Annotated in this window: 19 protein-coding genes; 6 read left to right on the forward strand and 13 right to left on the reverse strand. The window is 69.6% G+C overall.

Annotated elements, in window-relative coordinates:
* Positions 1-173: 173 nt before the first annotated feature.
* The 4 genes from ABTZ89_RS02710 to ABTZ89_RS02725 form a co-directional block, all read right to left on the reverse strand.
* Positions 174-1,046 carry an aldehyde dehydrogenase family protein gene (locus ABTZ89_RS02710; RefSeq protein WP_270948392.1) on the reverse strand — a complete coding sequence of 291 codons (873 nt, stop codon included), beginning with the start codon at positions 1,044-1,046 and terminating at the stop codon, positions 174-176.
* Complete coding sequence (locus ABTZ89_RS02715) at positions 1,039-2,478, reverse strand: aldehyde dehydrogenase family protein (protein WP_351039280.1); 1,440 nt, start codon at positions 2,476-2,478, stop codon at positions 1,039-1,041. The genes ABTZ89_RS02710 and ABTZ89_RS02715 overlap by 8 nt, the downstream gene beginning before the upstream one ends.
* Positions 2,478-3,431 carry a deoxyribose-phosphate aldolase gene (gene deoC / locus ABTZ89_RS02720; protein WP_351039283.1) on the reverse strand — a complete coding sequence of 318 codons (954 nt, stop codon included), beginning with the start codon at positions 3,429-3,431 and terminating at the stop codon, positions 2,478-2,480. Before deoC ends, ABTZ89_RS02715 begins: the two co-directional genes overlap by 1 nt.
* Before the next feature lie 82 nt (positions 3,432-3,513).
* Positions 3,514-3,969, reverse strand: a complete 456-nt coding sequence (locus ABTZ89_RS02725; RefSeq protein ID WP_351039286.1) for a MarR family winged helix-turn-helix transcriptional regulator — start codon at positions 3,967-3,969, stop codon at positions 3,514-3,516.
* 193 nt (positions 3,970-4,162) lie between these two features.
* On the opposite strand from ABTZ89_RS02725, the gene ABTZ89_RS02730 reads away from it, so the two are divergent.
* The 3 genes from ABTZ89_RS02730 (at position 4,163) to ABTZ89_RS02740 (ending at position 5,691) form a co-directional block, all read left to right on the forward strand.
* Positions 4,163-4,657: a cytochrome P450 family protein gene (locus ABTZ89_RS02730; RefSeq protein WP_351039289.1), complete on the forward strand. Its 495-nt coding sequence runs from the start codon at positions 4,163-4,165 to the stop codon at positions 4,655-4,657.
* Positions 4,654-5,223, forward strand: a complete 570-nt coding sequence (locus ABTZ89_RS02735; protein ID WP_351039292.1) for a cytochrome P450 — start codon at positions 4,654-4,656, stop codon at positions 5,221-5,223. Before ABTZ89_RS02730 ends, ABTZ89_RS02735 begins: the two co-directional genes overlap by 4 nt.
* A gap of 123 nt (positions 5,224-5,346) precedes the next feature.
* Positions 5,347-5,691 (forward strand): MerR family transcriptional regulator, encoded by a 345-nt coding sequence (locus tag ABTZ89_RS02740; protein ID WP_351039295.1) that lies wholly within the window; start codon positions 5,347-5,349, stop codon positions 5,689-5,691.
* 1 nt (position 5,692) lies between these two features.
* Here ABTZ89_RS02740 and ABTZ89_RS02745 read toward each other — a convergent pair whose 3' ends face one another.
* Positions 5,693-6,490: an aminotransferase class IV family protein gene (locus ABTZ89_RS02745; RefSeq protein ID WP_351039298.1), complete on the reverse strand. Its 798-nt coding sequence runs from the start codon at positions 6,488-6,490 to the stop codon at positions 5,693-5,695.
* A 119-nt stretch (positions 6,491-6,609) separates the two neighbouring features.
* Here ABTZ89_RS02745 and ABTZ89_RS02750 point away from each other — a divergent pair, with 119 nt between their 5' ends.
* A complete protein-coding gene (locus ABTZ89_RS02750; RefSeq protein WP_351039301.1) occupies positions 6,610-7,248 on the forward strand; it encodes a nucleotidyltransferase domain-containing protein in 639 nt (212 codons plus the stop codon).
* Between the two features lie 165 nt (positions 7,249-7,413).
* Here ABTZ89_RS02750 and ABTZ89_RS02755 read toward each other — a convergent pair whose 3' ends face one another.
* Genes ABTZ89_RS02755 through ABTZ89_RS02775 form a run of 5 tightly spaced genes read right to left on the reverse strand, consistent with a single transcriptional unit; the run spans position 7,414 to position 12,725 of the window.
* Positions 7,414-8,586 carry a hypothetical protein gene (locus tag ABTZ89_RS02755; protein ID WP_351039304.1) on the reverse strand — a complete coding sequence of 391 codons (1,173 nt, stop codon included), beginning with the start codon at positions 8,584-8,586 and terminating at the stop codon, positions 7,414-7,416.
* 27 nt (positions 8,587-8,613) lie between these two features.
* On the reverse strand, positions 8,614-10,050 hold the full coding sequence (locus ABTZ89_RS02760) for a hypothetical protein (RefSeq protein ID WP_351039307.1): 1,437 nt from the start codon (positions 10,048-10,050) through the stop codon (positions 8,614-8,616).
* Positions 10,047-10,553: a hypothetical protein gene (locus ABTZ89_RS02765; protein WP_351039310.1), complete on the reverse strand. Its 507-nt coding sequence runs from the start codon at positions 10,551-10,553 to the stop codon at positions 10,047-10,049. The genes ABTZ89_RS02760 and ABTZ89_RS02765 overlap by 4 nt, the downstream gene beginning before the upstream one ends.
* The gene (locus tag ABTZ89_RS02770) at positions 10,550-11,884 is read right to left on the reverse strand and encodes a hypothetical protein (protein ID WP_351039312.1); all 1,335 of its coding nucleotides are present in this window, start codon (positions 11,882-11,884) and stop codon (positions 10,550-10,552) included. Before ABTZ89_RS02770 ends, ABTZ89_RS02765 begins: the two co-directional genes overlap by 4 nt.
* Complete coding sequence (locus tag ABTZ89_RS02775; protein WP_270948382.1) at positions 11,868-12,725, reverse strand: hypothetical protein; 858 nt, start codon at positions 12,723-12,725, stop codon at positions 11,868-11,870. The genes ABTZ89_RS02770 and ABTZ89_RS02775 overlap by 17 nt, the downstream gene beginning before the upstream one ends.
* A gap of 289 nt (positions 12,726-13,014) precedes the next feature.
* Here ABTZ89_RS02775 and ABTZ89_RS02780 point away from each other — a divergent pair, with 289 nt between their 5' ends.
* Positions 13,015-13,452: a helix-turn-helix transcriptional regulator gene (locus tag ABTZ89_RS02780; RefSeq protein WP_270948381.1), complete on the forward strand. Its 438-nt coding sequence runs from the start codon at positions 13,015-13,017 to the stop codon at positions 13,450-13,452.
* 231 nt (positions 13,453-13,683) lie between these two features.
* Complete coding sequence (locus ABTZ89_RS02785) at positions 13,684-14,361, forward strand: class I SAM-dependent methyltransferase (RefSeq protein WP_351039316.1); 678 nt, start codon at positions 13,684-13,686, stop codon at positions 14,359-14,361.
* Here the strand turns inward: ABTZ89_RS02785 and ABTZ89_RS02790 are convergent.
* From ABTZ89_RS02790 to ABTZ89_RS02800, 3 genes are all read right to left on the reverse strand, one after another.
* A complete protein-coding gene (locus tag ABTZ89_RS02790; RefSeq protein WP_351039348.1) occupies positions 14,309-14,425 on the reverse strand; it encodes a DUF397 domain-containing protein in 117 nt (38 codons plus the stop codon). The genes ABTZ89_RS02785 and ABTZ89_RS02790 overlap by 53 nt on opposite strands.
* Before the next feature lie 47 nt (positions 14,426-14,472).
* Entirely contained in the window at positions 14,473-14,607 is a 135-nt protein-coding gene (locus ABTZ89_RS02795; RefSeq protein WP_351039319.1) for a hypothetical protein, read from the reverse strand.
* Between the two features lie 181 nt (positions 14,608-14,788).
* Complete coding sequence (locus tag ABTZ89_RS02800) at positions 14,789-15,943, reverse strand: alkaline phosphatase PhoX (protein WP_270948378.1); 1,155 nt, start codon at positions 15,941-15,943, stop codon at positions 14,789-14,791.
* Between the last annotated feature and the right edge of the window lie 131 nt (positions 15,944-16,074).

Here is a 16,074-nt window from a genome sequence, read left to right on the forward strand (position 1 = left end):
TCAGTCGCGACTGAACACAGTTTCAATTGAAACTGTGGTCCCACGAGGTGTGCCGGGTGCCGGACACGCCGGAGGGTGTGGACAGGTCGTGGGTGTTGTGGAGAACTTCCGCAAATTCAATGGAAATCGGACGTCTGATTTCCATTGAATTTGCGGAAGTCCAGGAGCCGGGGTCAGGTGCCGACGGGGTGCCAGACGGTTTTGACCTCGGTGAAGGCGCGGAGGCGCTGGATGTCCGGCTCGCGGGTCCAGTCCGGCTCGCCGCGGACCGGGAGCACCCGCTTCACCGTTTCCGCCGCCGCGCGCCCGAGTTCCGCGCGCAGGTCCGCCGGGGCGCCGGTCGGGTCCAGGGCGTTGACGTCGGCGTGCGAGGCCAGCCACGGGCCGAGCTCGGCCGCCTGACCGGTCAGGACGTTGACCACGCCGCCGGGGACGTCCGAGGTGGCCAGCACCTCGGCGAGGGTCACCGCGGGCAGCGGCCGGTCCGCGCTGGCCACCACCACGCAGGTGTTGCCGGCCGCGAGCACCGGCGCCACCACGCTGATCAGGCCGAGCAGCGCGGATTCCTGCGGCGCGAGCACGCCGACCACGCCGGTCGGTTCCGGCACGCTGAACGAGAAGTACGGTCCCGCCACGGGATTCGCCGCGCCGAGGACCATCGAGATCTTGTCCGTCCAGCCCGCGTACCAGACCACCCGGTCGATCGCCGTGTCCACGATGGACTGCGCCTGATCGGCCGAAACACCTTCCGCGGCGGCGACTTCGGCGGCGAACTGGTCGCGCCGGCCCTCCATCACCTCGGCGATCCGGAACAGCACTTGGCCCCGGTTGTAGGCCGTCGCGCCGGACCAGCCGGGGAACGCCTTGCGCGCGGCGGCGACCGCGTCGCGGACGTCCTTGCGGGACGCGTGCGCGGCGTTGGCGAGGAACTCGCCGTCCGCGCTGCGCACCGGGTACACCCGGCCGGACTCCGAGCGCGGGAAGGATCCGCCGATGTAGAGCTTGTAGGTCTTGGCCACGGCAAGCCGCTCCGAGGTGTCAGACATCGAGGTACGCCTCCAAACCGGCTCGGCCGCCTTCCCGGCCGAATCCGGATTCCTGGTAGCCGCCGAACGGGGCGGTCGGGTCGAAGCGGTTGAAGGTGTTCGCCCACACCACCCCGGCCCGCAGCTGCTGCGCCGCCCACAGGATCCGCGAGCCCTTGTCGGTCCAGATCCCGGCGGACAGGCCGTACGGGGTGTTGTTCGCCTTGGCGACGGCCTCGGCCGGGGTGCGGAACGTCAGCACCGACAGCACCGGGCCGAAGATCTCCTCGCGGGCGATCCGCATCGACTGCTGCACGTCGGAGAACACCGTGGGGGAGAAGAAGAACCCGCGTTCCGGCAGCGGGCACGAGCTGGTCCAGCGCTGCGCGCCCTCGGCGTCGCCGCTGTCGGCCAGTTCGGTGATCTTGGCCAGCTGCTCGGCCGAGTTGATCGCGCCGACGTCGGTGTTCTTGTCCAGCGGGTCGCCCACGCGCAGCGTCTGCACCCGCGCCTGCAGCTTCTCCAGCAGCTCGTCGGCGATCGACTCCTGCACCAGCAGCCGCGAGCCCGCGCAGCAGACGTGGCCCTGGTTGAAGAAGATCCCGTTCACGATGCCCTCGACGGCCTGGTCCAGCGGCGCGTCGTCGAACACGATGTTGGCGGCCTTGCCGCCGAGCTCCAGCGTCAGCTTCTTGCCGGTACCGGCGACGGTGCGCTGGATCTGCTTGCCGACCTCGGTGGATCCGGTGAACGCCACCTTGTCGACGCCGTCGTGGGCGACCAGCGCGGCACCGATGTCCCCGGCGCCGGGGACGATGTTCACCACACCCGGCGGCAGCCCGGCCTGCTGGCAGATCTCGGCGAACACCAGGGCGCTCAGCGGCGTGGTCTCGGCGGGCTTGAGCACCACCGTGTTGCCGCAGGCCAGCGCCGGGGCGATCTTCCAGGCCAGCATCAGCAGCGGGAAGTTCCACGGGATGACCTGCCCGGCCACGCCGAGCGGCCGCGGGTCGGGGCCGTAACCAGCGTGGGCGAGCTTGTCGGCCCAGCCGGCGTGGTGGAAGAAGTGCGCGGCGGCCGTCGGGATGTCGGAGTCCCGGGACTCCTTGATCGGCTTGCCGTTGTCCAGGGTTTCCAGCACCGCGAGTTCGCGGCCGCGCTCCTGGATCAACCGGGCGATCCGGAACAGGTACTTGGCGCGCTCGGTGCCCGGCATCGTCGACCAGGTCTGGTCGAAGGCCCGCCGCGCCGCCCGCACCGCCCTATCCACATCGGACTGATCGGCGCCGGCGACCTCGGCGAGCACCTCCTCGGTGGCCGGGTTGATGCTCTTGAGCGGCTCACCGCCGCCGTCGGCGAACTCGCCGTCGACGAACATCCGGTAGCTGGGCTTGAGGTTCGCGATGTCCCGCGACTCGGGGGCGGGCGCGTACTCCCACGGGGTTTCGATCATCAGTCCACCGCCACGTAGTCGGGGCCGCTGTAGTGGCCGTCGAGCTGGGTGCGCCGCTGCATCAACAGGTCGTTGAGCAGGCTGGACGCGCCGAAGCGGAACAGCTCGGGGGTGAGCCATTCCGGACCGGCGACCTCGTGCACGGCCACCAGGTAGCGGATCGCGTCCTTGGTGTTGCGGATCCCGCCCGCCGGTTTGACACCGCGCAGTTCGCCGGTGGTGTCGCGCCAGTCGCGGACCGCCTGCAGCATCAGGTGCGTCACGGGCAGGGTCGCGGCCGGGGAGACCTTGCCGGTGGAGGTCTTGATGAAGTCGCCGCCGGCCAGCAGCGCCAGCCAGGACGCCCGCCGCACGTTGTCGTAGGTGGCCAGCTCGCCGGTCTCGAGGATGACCTTCAGGTGCGCGTCGCCGCAGGCGGCCTTGACGGCCTTGATCTCCTCGAAGACCTGCCCGTACCGGCCGGACAGGAACGCGCCGCGGTCGATCACCATGTCGATCTCGTCGGCTCCGGCGGCCACCGCGTGCTCCACGTCGGCCAGCTTGATGGCCTGCGCCACGCGGCCCGCCGGGAACGCGGTGGCGACCGAGGCGACGTGGATGCCGGTGCCTTCCAACGCCCGCACCGCGGTCGCGGCCAGGTCGGAGTAGACGCAGACGGCGGCGACCTGCGGGGTGTCCGGTCGCGCCGGGTCCGGGCGGCGCGCCTTGGCGCACAGCGCGCGGACCTTGCCCTCGGTGTCCGCGCCTTCGAGCGTGGTCAGGTCGACCATCGAGATCGCGGTGTCGATCGCCTGGAGTTTGGCGTCCTTCTTGATGCTCCGGGTGCCGAGCCCGGCGGCCCGCTGCTCCAGCCCGACCTGGTCGACACCGGGCAAGCCGTGCAGGAACCGCCGCAGCGACCGGTCATCCCGGACCGCATCGGCGAGCTCGGACGAAGTCGGCGACTGTGCCATGCCCGGAGTCTATTCGGCGCGCCCTCGCCACCGCTGGGCTTGGAGCGATCACGCCAACGGCGCAGCCGGCCGACCTGCTCCTTCAGGTGTTGTCGTCGTCCGGTTGGGTGCGAAGGCGGTCTCCGACGTGGTCGAGCAGGCGGTGGAAGATCGCCAGCTCTGCTGCGGGAACGTCGCCGAAGAGGTCCGCGGCTGCCCGGTCCGCCCGGTGGTGCATCTCGGTCAGCATGGCGTGCCCTTCGTCGGTGAGATCGACCAGTGTCGCTCGCCGATCTGTCGGGTGCGCGTGGCGGGCGACGAAGCCGCCGTCCTCGAGTGCGTCGAGCAAACCGGTGACGTTTCGCGGGGTTACCTCGAGTGCGCGGCTGATCTCGCGTTGGGTCGACGGTCCGCGCTGGTAGAGCTGCCAGAGCACGTTGGCTCGCGCTCGGCTCAAGCCGCGTTCAGCGAGTCCGCGTTCGACGCCGTCGGCCAGCAGCAGCGCTACGTCCCACAGCTTGCCGAGCATGGCGAACGGCACAACTGGTTCGTCCGTCATATTGTGTACCTAGTTCACTATGTATTAGATTCCCGTCTGTCGCCACGGTACCGCCGCGCACTGGGGCGCGGCACGCGAGATGGGGGTTTGCATGCCGACGACGAAATATCCCTCGTACCCCTTCGGCCGTCCGAGCGCGTTCGCGGTGCCCCGCGAGTACGCGCGGCTGCGGAAGAACTCACCCGTTGCCCGCGTGGAGGTGCCGGAGATCGGCCCCGCCTGGCTGGTCACGCGCTACGACGATGTGCGCAAGGTGTTGTCGGATAACAGGTTCGGCGTCGAACCGCCCGGCCGAGCGGGCTCGAACGACTCGTTGTTCCAGGATCCGCCCGGGCACACCCGATTGCGGAGCTTGGTGTCGAAGGCGTTCACTCCGCGCTACCTGGCGGGCATGCGAGCGCGGGTCGGTGAGATCGCTGCATCGCTGTTGGCCGACATGTCCCGCCGGGCCGGGCCGGTCGATCTGGTCGAAGCACTGGCGATCCCGCTGCCCCTCGCAGTGATTGGCGAATTGCTCGGAATCGCCGAGGTGGAACGGGATGCCTTCCGGGACCGGGTGGATGCGGTGGTCACGATGGATCTGATGAGCCCGGAGGCGGTGCGGCGTGGGCGAAGCTGCAGGACTACGTGCTTGGTCTGGTCGCTGCGAAGCAGGCGGACCCCGGCGCGGACCTGCTCAGCACTTTGATCGGGATCCGCGAGGACGATGGGGACAAGCTCAGTGAACCTGAGTTGGCAACCATGGCCATCGCCCTCCTCCTCGCCGGATACGCCACGACGTCGCACGCGATCAGCATCGGTACCGTGCTGCTGCTCGCCAGTGGCGAGTACGCCGAGCTCTCCCGTGATCCGGATCTGGTCGCTCCGGCGGTCGAGGAGGTCCTGCGGCACCAGACCGGCCGGAACGCCGAGATCACGCCGCGCGTCGCGCATGCGGACGTGCGGCTCGGCGACGTGGAGATTCGAGTAGGAGAGACCGTGCTTGCGTCGTTGGAAGCGGCCAACAACGACCCCGCTCGCTTCCCCGAGCCGCACCGGTTCGACATCACTCGGCGACCCAATCCGCACCTGAGCTTCGGGTACGGGCCGCACCACTGCCTCGGTGCCGCCCTGGCGCGCATCGAGCTCCAAGCGGTCTTCGTCGCGCTCACCGCCCAATTTCCCGGCCTTCGGCTGTCCACGCCGCCGGAGCAGTTGCCGTGGCGGACCGTTCTCATGGACTGCGGCCCGCAGCACGTTCCCGTCACGTGGTGATGTCCGTGAGCATTTTGTGGTGCTATAGCCCCACAAAATGCTCACGGGTCCGAGCCTGGAGCGATCACGCCAGTTGATCGGCCGACTCGGCATACTGGTCCGGGACCGAACGGGGTGGTGCACGTGCTGATCGGGGAGCTGGCGCAGGTCAGCGGGGTGAGCGCGCCGCTGTTGCGGTACTACGAGGCGCAGGGACTTCTCGACCCCCGCCGGGGTGCGAACGGTTATCGCGAGTACGACGAGGACGCGGTGGTCGTCGTGCGGCAGATCCGCGCGCTGCTGGACGCCGGGCTGTCCACCGAGGTGATCCGCGCCGTGCTGCCGTGCGTCCGCGGTGAGCTGCCGGAGTTCGAGTGGTGCGTGGACGTGCGGGCCATCATGGACCGGGAGCTGGCGATCGCCGAGGAGCGGATCGCCGAACTCCAGCGCAGCCGCAGCAACCTCGCCGCATACCTCGAGAAGTCCTGATTCACGGCGCGACGAGGGGTTCGGCCGCGTACGCCTCGTGCAGCAGCTCCACGAACTCCGGTGCCGCGGTGATGGGCGTGGTGTCGATCCGGTGCACCGCGACGCCCGGCGTCCAGGAGTTCATGACCACTGCTCCGGCCAGATCCGGGAGGCCATCGGGCGTGATCTCCGCGGTGCGCTGGGGAACGCCGAGTTGTTCCAGCTGCCTGCGGAGGATGGTCATCGTGATGCCGCCCAGCATCTCGGCTTCGGGCCACACCACCGCTTCGCCGTCCCAGAACGCCAGGTTCCAGATCGACGCTTCGCTGAACCGGCCGCGGCGGTCGACGAAGGCCGCGTCGTCGAAACCCCGCGCCACGGCTTGCCGCAGGTAGTAGGTCTTGGCCACCTCGCCCACGTGCTTCAGCTCCGGGAGCATCCGCTCGTGCTCGACCGCCGCCAGCGACAGCGGCCCGGTGGGTCCGCTGGTGGCCGGGGAGGTGCGGACCAGGACGTTGAGCGGGCGGTCGGCCGCGGTGAACTCGCCTGCTCCTGAGAACACGTTGGCGAGCAACGAGTGGTCGGAGGGCGAACCGCCGACGGCCGTTCGCAGGTAGGACCGCACCTGGTCGTCGGGCAGCGCCTGCCCGAACATCGCCAGCGAGGCGGTGCGCAGCCGCTCGAGGTGCAGGTCGAGGCCTCGCACCCCGCCGTCCCGCACCTGCATCGCGGTCATGTGGGCGAAGCCGGCGAAGGCCAGCGGCGCCAACTCCTCGGCGGTGGCTTCCCGGCCGTTGCGCTGAACGACGTAAGAGGTCATGCCCATCTCCCAAGCTCGTGCTTCTCACCCGTCCGGGCTCAGCGAGGAAGCTATGGCCTCAAACCGGTTTGAAGGTCAATCCACGATGGTGCGGATCACAGCTGCGGCATGCTGGGGAGGTGGCGCGCACGCACACCCCGTGGGGTGATTGGGAGCCGGCTGCACCGGCCGATGTGCACGAGTTGTTCGCCGGATTCCCGGCGCCGTGGTGGCTGGCCGGTGGCTTCGCCGTCGAGCTCGCGCTGGGGCATTCGCTGCGCGAGCACGGCGACATCGACGTGCTGGTGCTCCGACGCGATCACCTGGCTGTTCAGGACGTCCTGCGCGGGTGGGAGTTGTGGGCCGCCGATCCGCCGGGAGCGCTGCGCCCTTGGCGCGCCGGGGAGGTTCTGCCTGCCGGGGTCTGCGACGTCTGGTGTCGCCCGGCCGCTGATCAGCCGTGGCGGATCCAGATCATGGTCGACGAGTCCGAAGGTGAGTGCTGGACGTCGCGGCGCAACCCGCGGGTGCGCCGCAGCGTGTGGTCGATCGGCCGCATCGGCGAGGGCGGTATCCCCTACCTGGCGCCCGAGATCTTGCTGTTCTACAAGGCGAAGAACACCCGGGCGAAGGACGAGACCGACTTCGCCGCGCTGCTGCCGCTGCTCGGTGCTGAGCAGCGGAGGTGGTTGGCCGAGGCGATTCGCGACACCTGCGGGGCCCACCAGTGGTTGTCGCGCATCGGACCGGGACTCGGCAGTCCTGGCTGCTGCTGTTGACCTTCGCAGTGGCGGTGCTGGTGGACGCCTTCGTGATCCGCGTGCTGATCCTCCCGTGAGTACTTTGGGCTGTCATAGCGACCCAAAGTGCTCACGGGACTGGGGGATCCGCAAATTCCATTGAATTTCGACGTTCGATTTCAATGGAATTTGCGGATCCCTCGGTCACCTGCGGGCGCGGCGGGTTGTTGCTGGGCGGCGGGCTGCTGGTTGGCGGTCTCCTCGGTTGGGGGTGGTGACTCCTGCCGTTTGCTGGCGGTCCCAGGGGAGGAGCTGCTTGGAGCTGCTGCGGTCGGCCAGGCGGAGGGACTGGGCCGAGGTGAGCCATTCCTCCGACGGTTCGGCGATCTCCAGCAGCAGCGCCTCGAACTCCGAGCGGGTCGTCTCCAGGATGTGCGGGGCCGCCAGCCAGCGCAGGACCTTCCGGCCGGTCACCGCCATCCGCTGGCGCGGCGAGGTGACCAGCTGCTCGCCGAAGTAGCGGACCAGCACCTCGTCCATCACGTCCCACGCGTTGGCCGCGCCGAACAGGTCCTTCACGTCCTCGGCGTCGAGGATCCGGAAGCACTCGTCCAGCAGCTGCATGACCTCCACCCGCAGCACGTTCAGGTGGCCGTAGGAGGTGAACTTCAGGTTGTTGCGCAGGTCCAGCCCGCTGCGCCGCACCACCGCCATGCTGCCGAACGACGGGTCGTGCGCGCGCTCCCGGATCACGTCGGAAACCCGCTTGTCCCGCCAGAACAGCGCGGTCTGGTTGTTGAACTGGGTGAACAGCCGGTGGAAGTCGGTGTTCGGCCGCGAGTGGCCCGACCCCAGGCCGCGGCCGTAGCCGAGCACCCGGCGGTAGGCGTTGATCCGGTCGCGCTTGGTGTAGCGCAGCACGTCCCGCCGGTCGAACCGGTACAGCCCGAACGCGCCTTCGCCGTCGAACAACCGGATCGCGCCGCGCTCGAACAGCTCCCGCAGCTTCTGCACCACGCGGAACATGCCCATCCGCTCGTGCTGGTACAGGTAGTACATGTCGGCGACGGCGATGATGCGCTCGGACGCGATGGTCTCGTCGTAGTTCTCGATGCCGTGCGGCATGCGGGTCGAGCCCATGTCCCCGGCCGACTCGCCGCCGATGCCGACCAGCTGCGCGAGACCGCCGTCCGGTGGTCGGGGTTCGCTCTGGTCCTCGGTCTCAACGGCGAAGAGCATGTCGTCGATCTGCTTCAGCAGCGCCTCGCCGACCTGCGGGTTGCTGCCGAGCTCGTTCGACAGGTTGCCGGCGACTTCCCTGCGCAGCGCGGCGACCCGGTCGAACAGTTCCCGGTACTGCTTTTCGGTGGCCATCATTCCTCCGTGCGGGGCGCGGGCGGACCGCTATTCCGGCCGCGGGGCGGGCTTGGGCTCGGGTCGCGGCTTGCGTGTCCGCCGCTTGGTCGCGGCATCGGGCTCCGCGACGACCGGTTCCACCGAGGCGCTGACCACCGGCGTCGGCTGCCCGGCGCCCGGCGGTGGTGCGGGAGCCGGGGGTGGTGTCGGGCCCGCGTCCGGTGGGGGCATCGGTCCGGGGTTCGGCGGCGCTGGTGGACCAGGCGGGTCTTCGGGCACCGCGCCGTGCCGGATCGGCTTGGCTACGCGCACGATCTCCTGGAGGTGGTCGTGCAGCTCGTCGATCGCGCGCTGCACGCGGGAGCTGAAGAACCCGGCAGGCAGGGTTGCGCGGTAGTTGCCGTGCACGTCCTCGGTGCCGCCTTCGTCGCGCCGCGGCAGGGCGCCGACGATCCGCGTCAACCGCGTCACCACCTGCAGGAACGCGCTGTCCACGCCGTCCTTGCCCGCCGATTCGATCAGCGTGCGGCCTTCGAAGCAGGCGAAGTCGTGCACCCAGCGCAGCAGACCGCCCAGCGCCATCGAGCCGCCCTCGGGATCGGGGATCCGCAGGACCTCCCGGTCGCCGCGGTGGATGTGCACCGACTTCAGCGCCCCGACGAGCTCCTCGACCTGCACCGCGGTCGCCGACAGCAGCTGGGACAAGGCGGTCACGGCCGGCCCGAAGAACGGCTGGCCGTTCTCCGGCTGCGCGAACGGGTCGATGCGGTCCCGCGAGTCCAGCCAGCCCCGGTACAGCGACAGCACCCAGTCGACCAGCGTGATGAACGAGGTCTGGATGCGTTCTTCCTCGATGGTGTTGACCAGGCCGCCGACCATGCCGAACTCGTCGCGCAGCATCCCGAGGTGACCGCGCACCCGGTCCGGGTCCACCGCGGCGGAGGGGCTGCCGAGCAGCAGCAGGAAGAGCTGGTCGACGCGCGGCACGCGGAGCAGCGCGCATTCGAGCTCCTTGCGGATCTCCTCCAGGTCGTGCCGGACCAGGCTGCGGAATCCTTCGCAGTTGTCCGGATCAGCGCCCGGGCGCAGCGGTTTCAGCGAGTCCAGCAGTTCGGTCGCGTCCTTGATGGCGCTGCGCGCGCGGGCGGCCAGCGAGGCCTGGCCACCGGTGACCGCACCCAGGTCGGCCTGCACCGCGTAGCCGCGCGGCGTCCACCGCGCTTCGGTGTGCCCCTCGACGCGCTTGAGCTCGAAGCTGCCGGTCAGCGCGGCGGTGAAGGCCTTGGTGTCGCCGTTGCGCCACTTCCAGCCGAGCACGTCGCTGATCGCCTTGTTCGCCACCTTCCCCGGATGCGCCCACCACGGCGGGCAAGGTGGTTCATGCCGTGTGACCAGCGGATATGCGCTGTCGATGTCCTGGGCTTGGGGGAGTGCGGCGCCCCGGTCCTCTTCCGCGTTGCGCTGGCGGTCGTCGTTGATGGTCATCGCCTGCCCTCGCTGCCTTCCTCGATGCCGAACCGCATCGCGAGTTCGGCGGTTTCGCGCCAACACCGCAGCATGGTGTTCTCCGTGCTGCGCAACGAATCCACGCATCCGTCCACACCGGACCGGATGCTGCGGGCCCAGCCGATCCACTCCGGGCCGCGCCCCTGCACGGCCCGCGCCAGCTCGGTGGCCGCGTGGTGGCACCGGAACTCGTCGTCGAGCCGCCGCTGCGTGCGCAGCAGCGCCAACGCGGCGGCGTGCAAGGCGTCCGCAATTTCAATGGAAATCGGACGTCCGATTTCCATTGAAATTGCGTCCATGGCACGCAACGCAGGCTGCAGGTCCGCGGTGCCGTCGGTGACGACTTCGGCGAGCCGGTCGGAGGCGGCCGGGCGCTCACCGCTCGGCAGGTCCTCGACCACGCTCACCTCCAGCGCGCGCCACGCCGCCGCGAGCTGCCGGAACTTCCGGGCCAGCACTGGGAATTCGCCGCGCAAGGTCACCGCGCCCGCCTCCCCAGCTCTTCCACGAAGAAGTTCGCCAAGCGCTTCGGCGGCGCCATCCGCTGCTCCAGCGCGTACCGGACGGCGCCGATCAGGAACCGCTCCGGCGCGACGCCGGGGGACACCCCGCAGGCGAGCCGCTCCGCGACCTCCTCGACCATCCGCTGCTCCTTCGGCTCGAACCGCAGGACCTGCGCCAGCTTCCGGTCGCCCAGCGTCGGGTACGAGGTGAAGCACATCGCCTGCACCACGGCCGGGACCGCCTTGTTCGCGGAGGCCAGCAGCGCGGGCGGTGCGCCGATCAGCTTCGGCCGCGGGTACATCGCGTGCCACGCGCGCTCGTGCTGCTCGGCCCGCTTCGGGAAACCCATCCGCCGCAGCAGCTCGATGTTCAGCTTCCCACGCAGGTAGGACGCGGGGTGCGGGTCCCGCGCGCGGAACTTCGAGGCGGCGCGCGGATCCCGGGCGATCACGTCGAACAGCGAGCCCACGATCATCGGCCCGCCCAGCAGCAGCCCGGCCAGGTCGGCGAAGGTCTCCCGGTTCCACCGCACCCACTGCGACACGATCGTCGGCGGCACCCCGGTCTCGGTCAACCGCGCCGCGACCTGCATCGGCACCGCCTTGGCCAGCCCGAGGTCGTTCTGCAGGTTGTGGCTGACCTCGTGCAGCACGGCGCCGAGCGTCCACGGGTTGATCAGCCGGTGGAACGGCAGCTGGATCAGCGGGAACGGGTTGATCCGGTGGCTCAGCCGCTGCAGCGGGATGCCGCGGCGCGAGGTGGCTGGCCCGTGGCTGGGTTCCAGGTAGCAGAACGGCGGCGGGGTCGGGATCGAGCGCCACTTCCCGATCCCCAGGTAGGCGTACTGGTAGCAGTCGAGCGCGATCCGGTCCGCGGCGACCAGCCACGGGGCGAACGAGCTCTGCCGCTGGTTGAACAGCTCCAGGTAGAAGTCCCAGATCCGCTCGGTGTCGCGCACCAGCCGGTAGGTCTTGGACTTCGCCCGCAGCACGGTCCGCACCCGCTGCGAATCCGGTTGCCGGGCCGCCTGTTCGGCGACCCGCCGCAAGTCGCGGGTGGCTTCGTGGAGGGGTTCGCGGAGACCGGCCATGGTCTCGTTGACCGCGGCCAGGTGCGCTCGGCTGGGGCCGGTGGCCGGGTCGCCGAACTCCGACCAGCTGAACGGCCGGAGCGCGGCGAGGTGGCGTTCGCTGCTGATGGCCTGGGTGCGCACCCAGGTCGCCAGCAGGCGCGCGGTTCCGCGGTCGATCGGCTGCGCCGGCCGCCGGGTGCGCGCCGCGGCCGACCGCAGCTCAACGCCGGCGGCCACGGCCCTTGCTCCGGCGCGGCGCCTTCGCCCGGCCCCTGGCGACGCGGGCCTTCCGCATCTGGGCTGCGCGGCGGGCCTGGATGGCGCGGCGGTTCTTCGGCGCGGTCACGCGGCGCTTGGTCGGACGCCGGCGCCCGCGCACGGCCTTGCTGCGGCCGACGGCGTTGGCGGTGTGCCCGGCCAGCGAGCGCGCGATGTGCTTGCCGGTGACCTTCTGGCCCCGCGCGTAGCGGCGGCCCATGTCCCGGACCGTGCGGCCGGCGATCTTGGGCACCTGGCGGACCGCGCGGCGGGTCACCGGGCTGCGCCACAACTTCTTGCCGACCGACTTGACGCCCTTGATGATCTTCGGGGCGAACTTCTTGGCCAGCGGCGCGACCTTCGGCGCCAGGCTCATCGCAATCGGTGCCAGTGCGCCCAGGAATCCCTCGACCTCGGCCTCGGACTCGGCGCGCTCGGCCTCGAAGGCGAGCTTGGCCATGGTTTCGGCGTCCGAGTAGACCCGGCTGACCGGGTTGGCGAAGGACTCGTACTCGTCCTCGAACTCCGCTTCCAGCTCGCGGACCAGCTGCTCGAACTCCGCTTCCAGCTCGTCCTCGTCTTCGTCCTCGAACTCGTCCTCGTCCTCGAATTCGAACTCGAGCTCGTCCTCCAGCTCCTGGACCAGGCCTTCCAGCTCGTCCTCGAGCTCGTCTTCGAACTCGTCCTCCATCTCGTCCTCGAGCTCCCGGGCGAAGTCCTCGTCTTCGAACTCGTCCTCGAACTCGCCTTCCAGCTCGTCCTCAAGCTCGCGGGCCAGCTCGTCCTCCAGCTCCCCGTCGACCGCTCGGTAGCGACTCATGGTGGGTCCTCCTGTCCTGCACCGCGGCCGGCGGAGTTGTCGGCCGGTCGTCGGTGAGCGCGTGCGAACAGTCCAGTTCAAGCGGCATTCGGGTGGTAGTCACACGTTCTGATGCCGATTTGAAGGATTAGTCAGCCCGCGTGTCACACGAATCGACGATGCGCGGATGGACGATGTTGGCTTTGCTGGTACGCGCGGTGGACGCCGCATCGGCCCGGCGTGGGGGCGCGGGGCCACTCCGAGGTGGCGCGACCCGCCGCCCGAACTGGTTCTGGGGAGGCCGGTTGCATTGACGAAAGACGCGACTGCAACGCCGATTCCGCACGTCGGACGCGAACTGCCGGAGCCGACCCGGCGCAGTCCTGACCTGCACTCCGACGAACTGGTCCAACACCTGGTGCGGGCGCTGGTGCGCCGCGTCGGCGAGATCGCCGGACCGAACCGGGGCGTGCGAAAACCGCTGCTGGACATCACCGATCTCGGCGTGCGCTGCCTCCTGGTGCCGGTTGCGCCGAAGGTCGACGAACTGCTCAGCCCGCGGGAGCGGGAGATCGCGCGGATGGTCGGTCTGGGCTACACCAACCGAGCCATCGCCGCCGTCCTGGACATCAGCCTCTACACGGTTTCCGCCCACATGCGACGGATTTTCACCAAGCTCGGCGTGGGATCGCGCGCCGCGATGGTGGCCGCGCTCTCCGACAACCCCGACCTCTACGCCGCGGACTGACGCGGCGGAATCCGGATGCTCCGAACACGGCTTCTGCTCCGCTTTCCGATCGGGCGAGCGCGGAGCGGGAAGGCGCGTTCAACGGGTTCCCGTCTTCCCCGTCCCGCTCGACGCCCTCGGCTGAAGCTGATCCTGGTAGAACGGGTCGTGAGTGCGTAACCGTGTTCTTACCACCATCCGCACTCACGACCCCGGTACCGCACCGGGGCGAGCTGGGGCTCGGAGGTCCAGGTGATCCAGCTACCGAAAGCGCTGCTGTGGGACCACAACGCGCACTACCACCCGTGGTTGCTGCGGCAGTTGCCACCGCGGAGCGCGAAGGTCCTCGACGTCGGATGCGGAACCGGTGCGCTGGTCCGGCAGCTCGCGGAGCGGGCGGAGCACGTCGACGCGGTGGACCGCTCGGCCGAGATGATCGAGCACGCCAGCAGCGCATCGACTGCGACGAACGTCCGGTGGTTGTGCGGTGACCTGCTAGATCCCGAGCTGGAGCTCGATCCGTCCGGGTACGACGCGGTGACGGCCATTTCGAGCGTCCACCACATGCCGTTGGACCTGGTGCTGACCAGGCTGTCCGAGCTGGTGCGGCCAGGTGGGGTCCTCGCCGTCGTCGGCCACTACCGGAAGGCGACCCGGGCGGACTTCGCCCTGGACGCGCTGACGCTCCCGGCGAACGCAGCGGTCGGCGCCTACAAGGCCGCGCGGGGTCGCGCGGGCAAACCCCACGACAAGGGCATGCCGGTCAAAGACCCGACGGACACCCTGTCGGAAATCCGCGCAGCAGCAGCGAAAACCCTCCCAGGATCAGTGCTCCGCCGCCGCCTCTTCTGGCGCTACACGCTCCTGTGGCGCAACCTCAGCCACATCGTCGAACAGCAGCCAAGAACCCAGCCCACTGAGCCCGGCTGAAGGGGAGGGGCCCGCCGGCGCGGTCCTTCGTATCGCTGAGAGCGCACTTGCCGGTCTCAGCCACGTCCTCCAGGGCCGGTGCTTCCCGCAGTTTCAATTGAAACTGCGGATTCAACGGAAATTGCGGATCACGAGCTGCGGCCGGAAGAAGTGCAGTGGCCGCAGGAACCGGTCGCCGAGTACGTGGGTCGACATCGGCTGCGGTGGAACGTCGACGAGCATCCTCAGTGCCCGGTCGATCTCCACCTGGGTCAGGTTTTACCTGGTCAGGTCACGTGAGTACTTTGGGGTGCCAGGACGCCCCAAAGTACTCACGAGCCAGCGCCTGACCGGTATCAGGCGGAGCAAGGTGGGGACGCGACCGGGCGATCACCGGGACCGCGAGTGCTTTTCGGCGCAGCAGGACCGAAAAGCACTCGCACGGCCGCTATTTCCGGAACGGTCCGCTGATCTCGTAGGTGTAGCCGTCGGAGAACTCGCCCGAAGGGCCGTACTGCGAGGAGAAGTACATCCGGTCGCCTGCCGGGTTGAACGCCGGTCCGGTGAGCCCGGACGAGTCGTGCCCGTTCACCCGAAGCATCGGCGCCACCACGTCGTCCGGCGTGATGATGCAGATCTCCATGTTGTCGCCGTCCTCGGCGACGTAGAGGTCGCCGAACGAGCTGCCGGTCATGTTGTCGACGGCGCCCAGGTCCCCGCCGCCGTCGTAGGCGAGCCCGAAGGTGTCGTCGGCGACGTTGAACTGCCACACGCGGGTGTCGCCGGTCGTGGTGAACCAGCACCGGTCGGCGGCGTAGTAGCAGCCCTCGCCGCCGTCGAAGTGCTTCGCGCCGTCGACTTGCTCGCGCGTCGGGGTGTCGCCCTCGGACGGCGTCGGGTTCGGCACCTCCACCCAGCTGGCCTTGCCCGAGGTCTCGTCCCCGGCGACGAGGAGTTCCAGCAGTCCGCCCGCGCCCAGGTCGCCCCAGTTGTTGGGCCGGAACCGGTAGAAGCAGCCGTCGGGTTCGTCCTCGGTCAGGTAGATGACCTTGCGCACCGGGTCGCACGCCGCGGCCTCGTGGTTGAAGCTGCCCATCGCATCCCGCCGAACGGCCTCGTTGCGCCCCCACGGGTCGGTCTCGAAGACGTACCCGTAGCTGACCTCCTCGCAGGAGAGCCAGGTGTTCCAAGGAGTTGCGCCGCCCGAGCAGTTCCGCCGGGTGTCCTCGAGGATCCGGTAGGCGTCGACGACGTTGCCGCCGGCGTCGAACTTGATCGCCCCGACCCCGCCGCCGGGCTCGACCTCGGAGTTCGACACGTAGATCCAGCCGTCCCCGTCGACGAAGCACGCCCCGCCGTCGGGTGCGTCGTGCCAGGTGTAGTCGGTGCCCGCGACCTTGTCGGAGGAGTGCGCGATGACCCGGCTGGTGAAGCCCTCCGGCAGCTCGATCCCGTTGTCATCGGCGCCCAGCAGCGGCCCGTAGGGACTTTCGGCAACCCGCCGGACCGGCCCGCCCACAGCGGCCCCGGTCCACAACCCACCGGTGAAAGCGGCAACCCCGCCACCGATCACGGCAGCCCGAAGAAAAGAACGACGCCGCACAACGACTCCCTTCAGTCCGTCGGCGGCGGACCCCCATCCTGACCGTCCGCTGCGGCGAAACACCAGCGTTGGCCCCCGAATGGCCGAGCGGCAGCTGTGCGTCGATTCCTTGCGCGGTGTGGATCTGGTCG

Source organism: Saccharopolyspora sp. NPDC002686 (genome assembly GCF_040295745.1).
Classification (GTDB): domain Bacteria; phylum Actinomycetota; class Actinomycetes; order Mycobacteriales; family Pseudonocardiaceae; genus Saccharopolyspora; species Saccharopolyspora oryzae.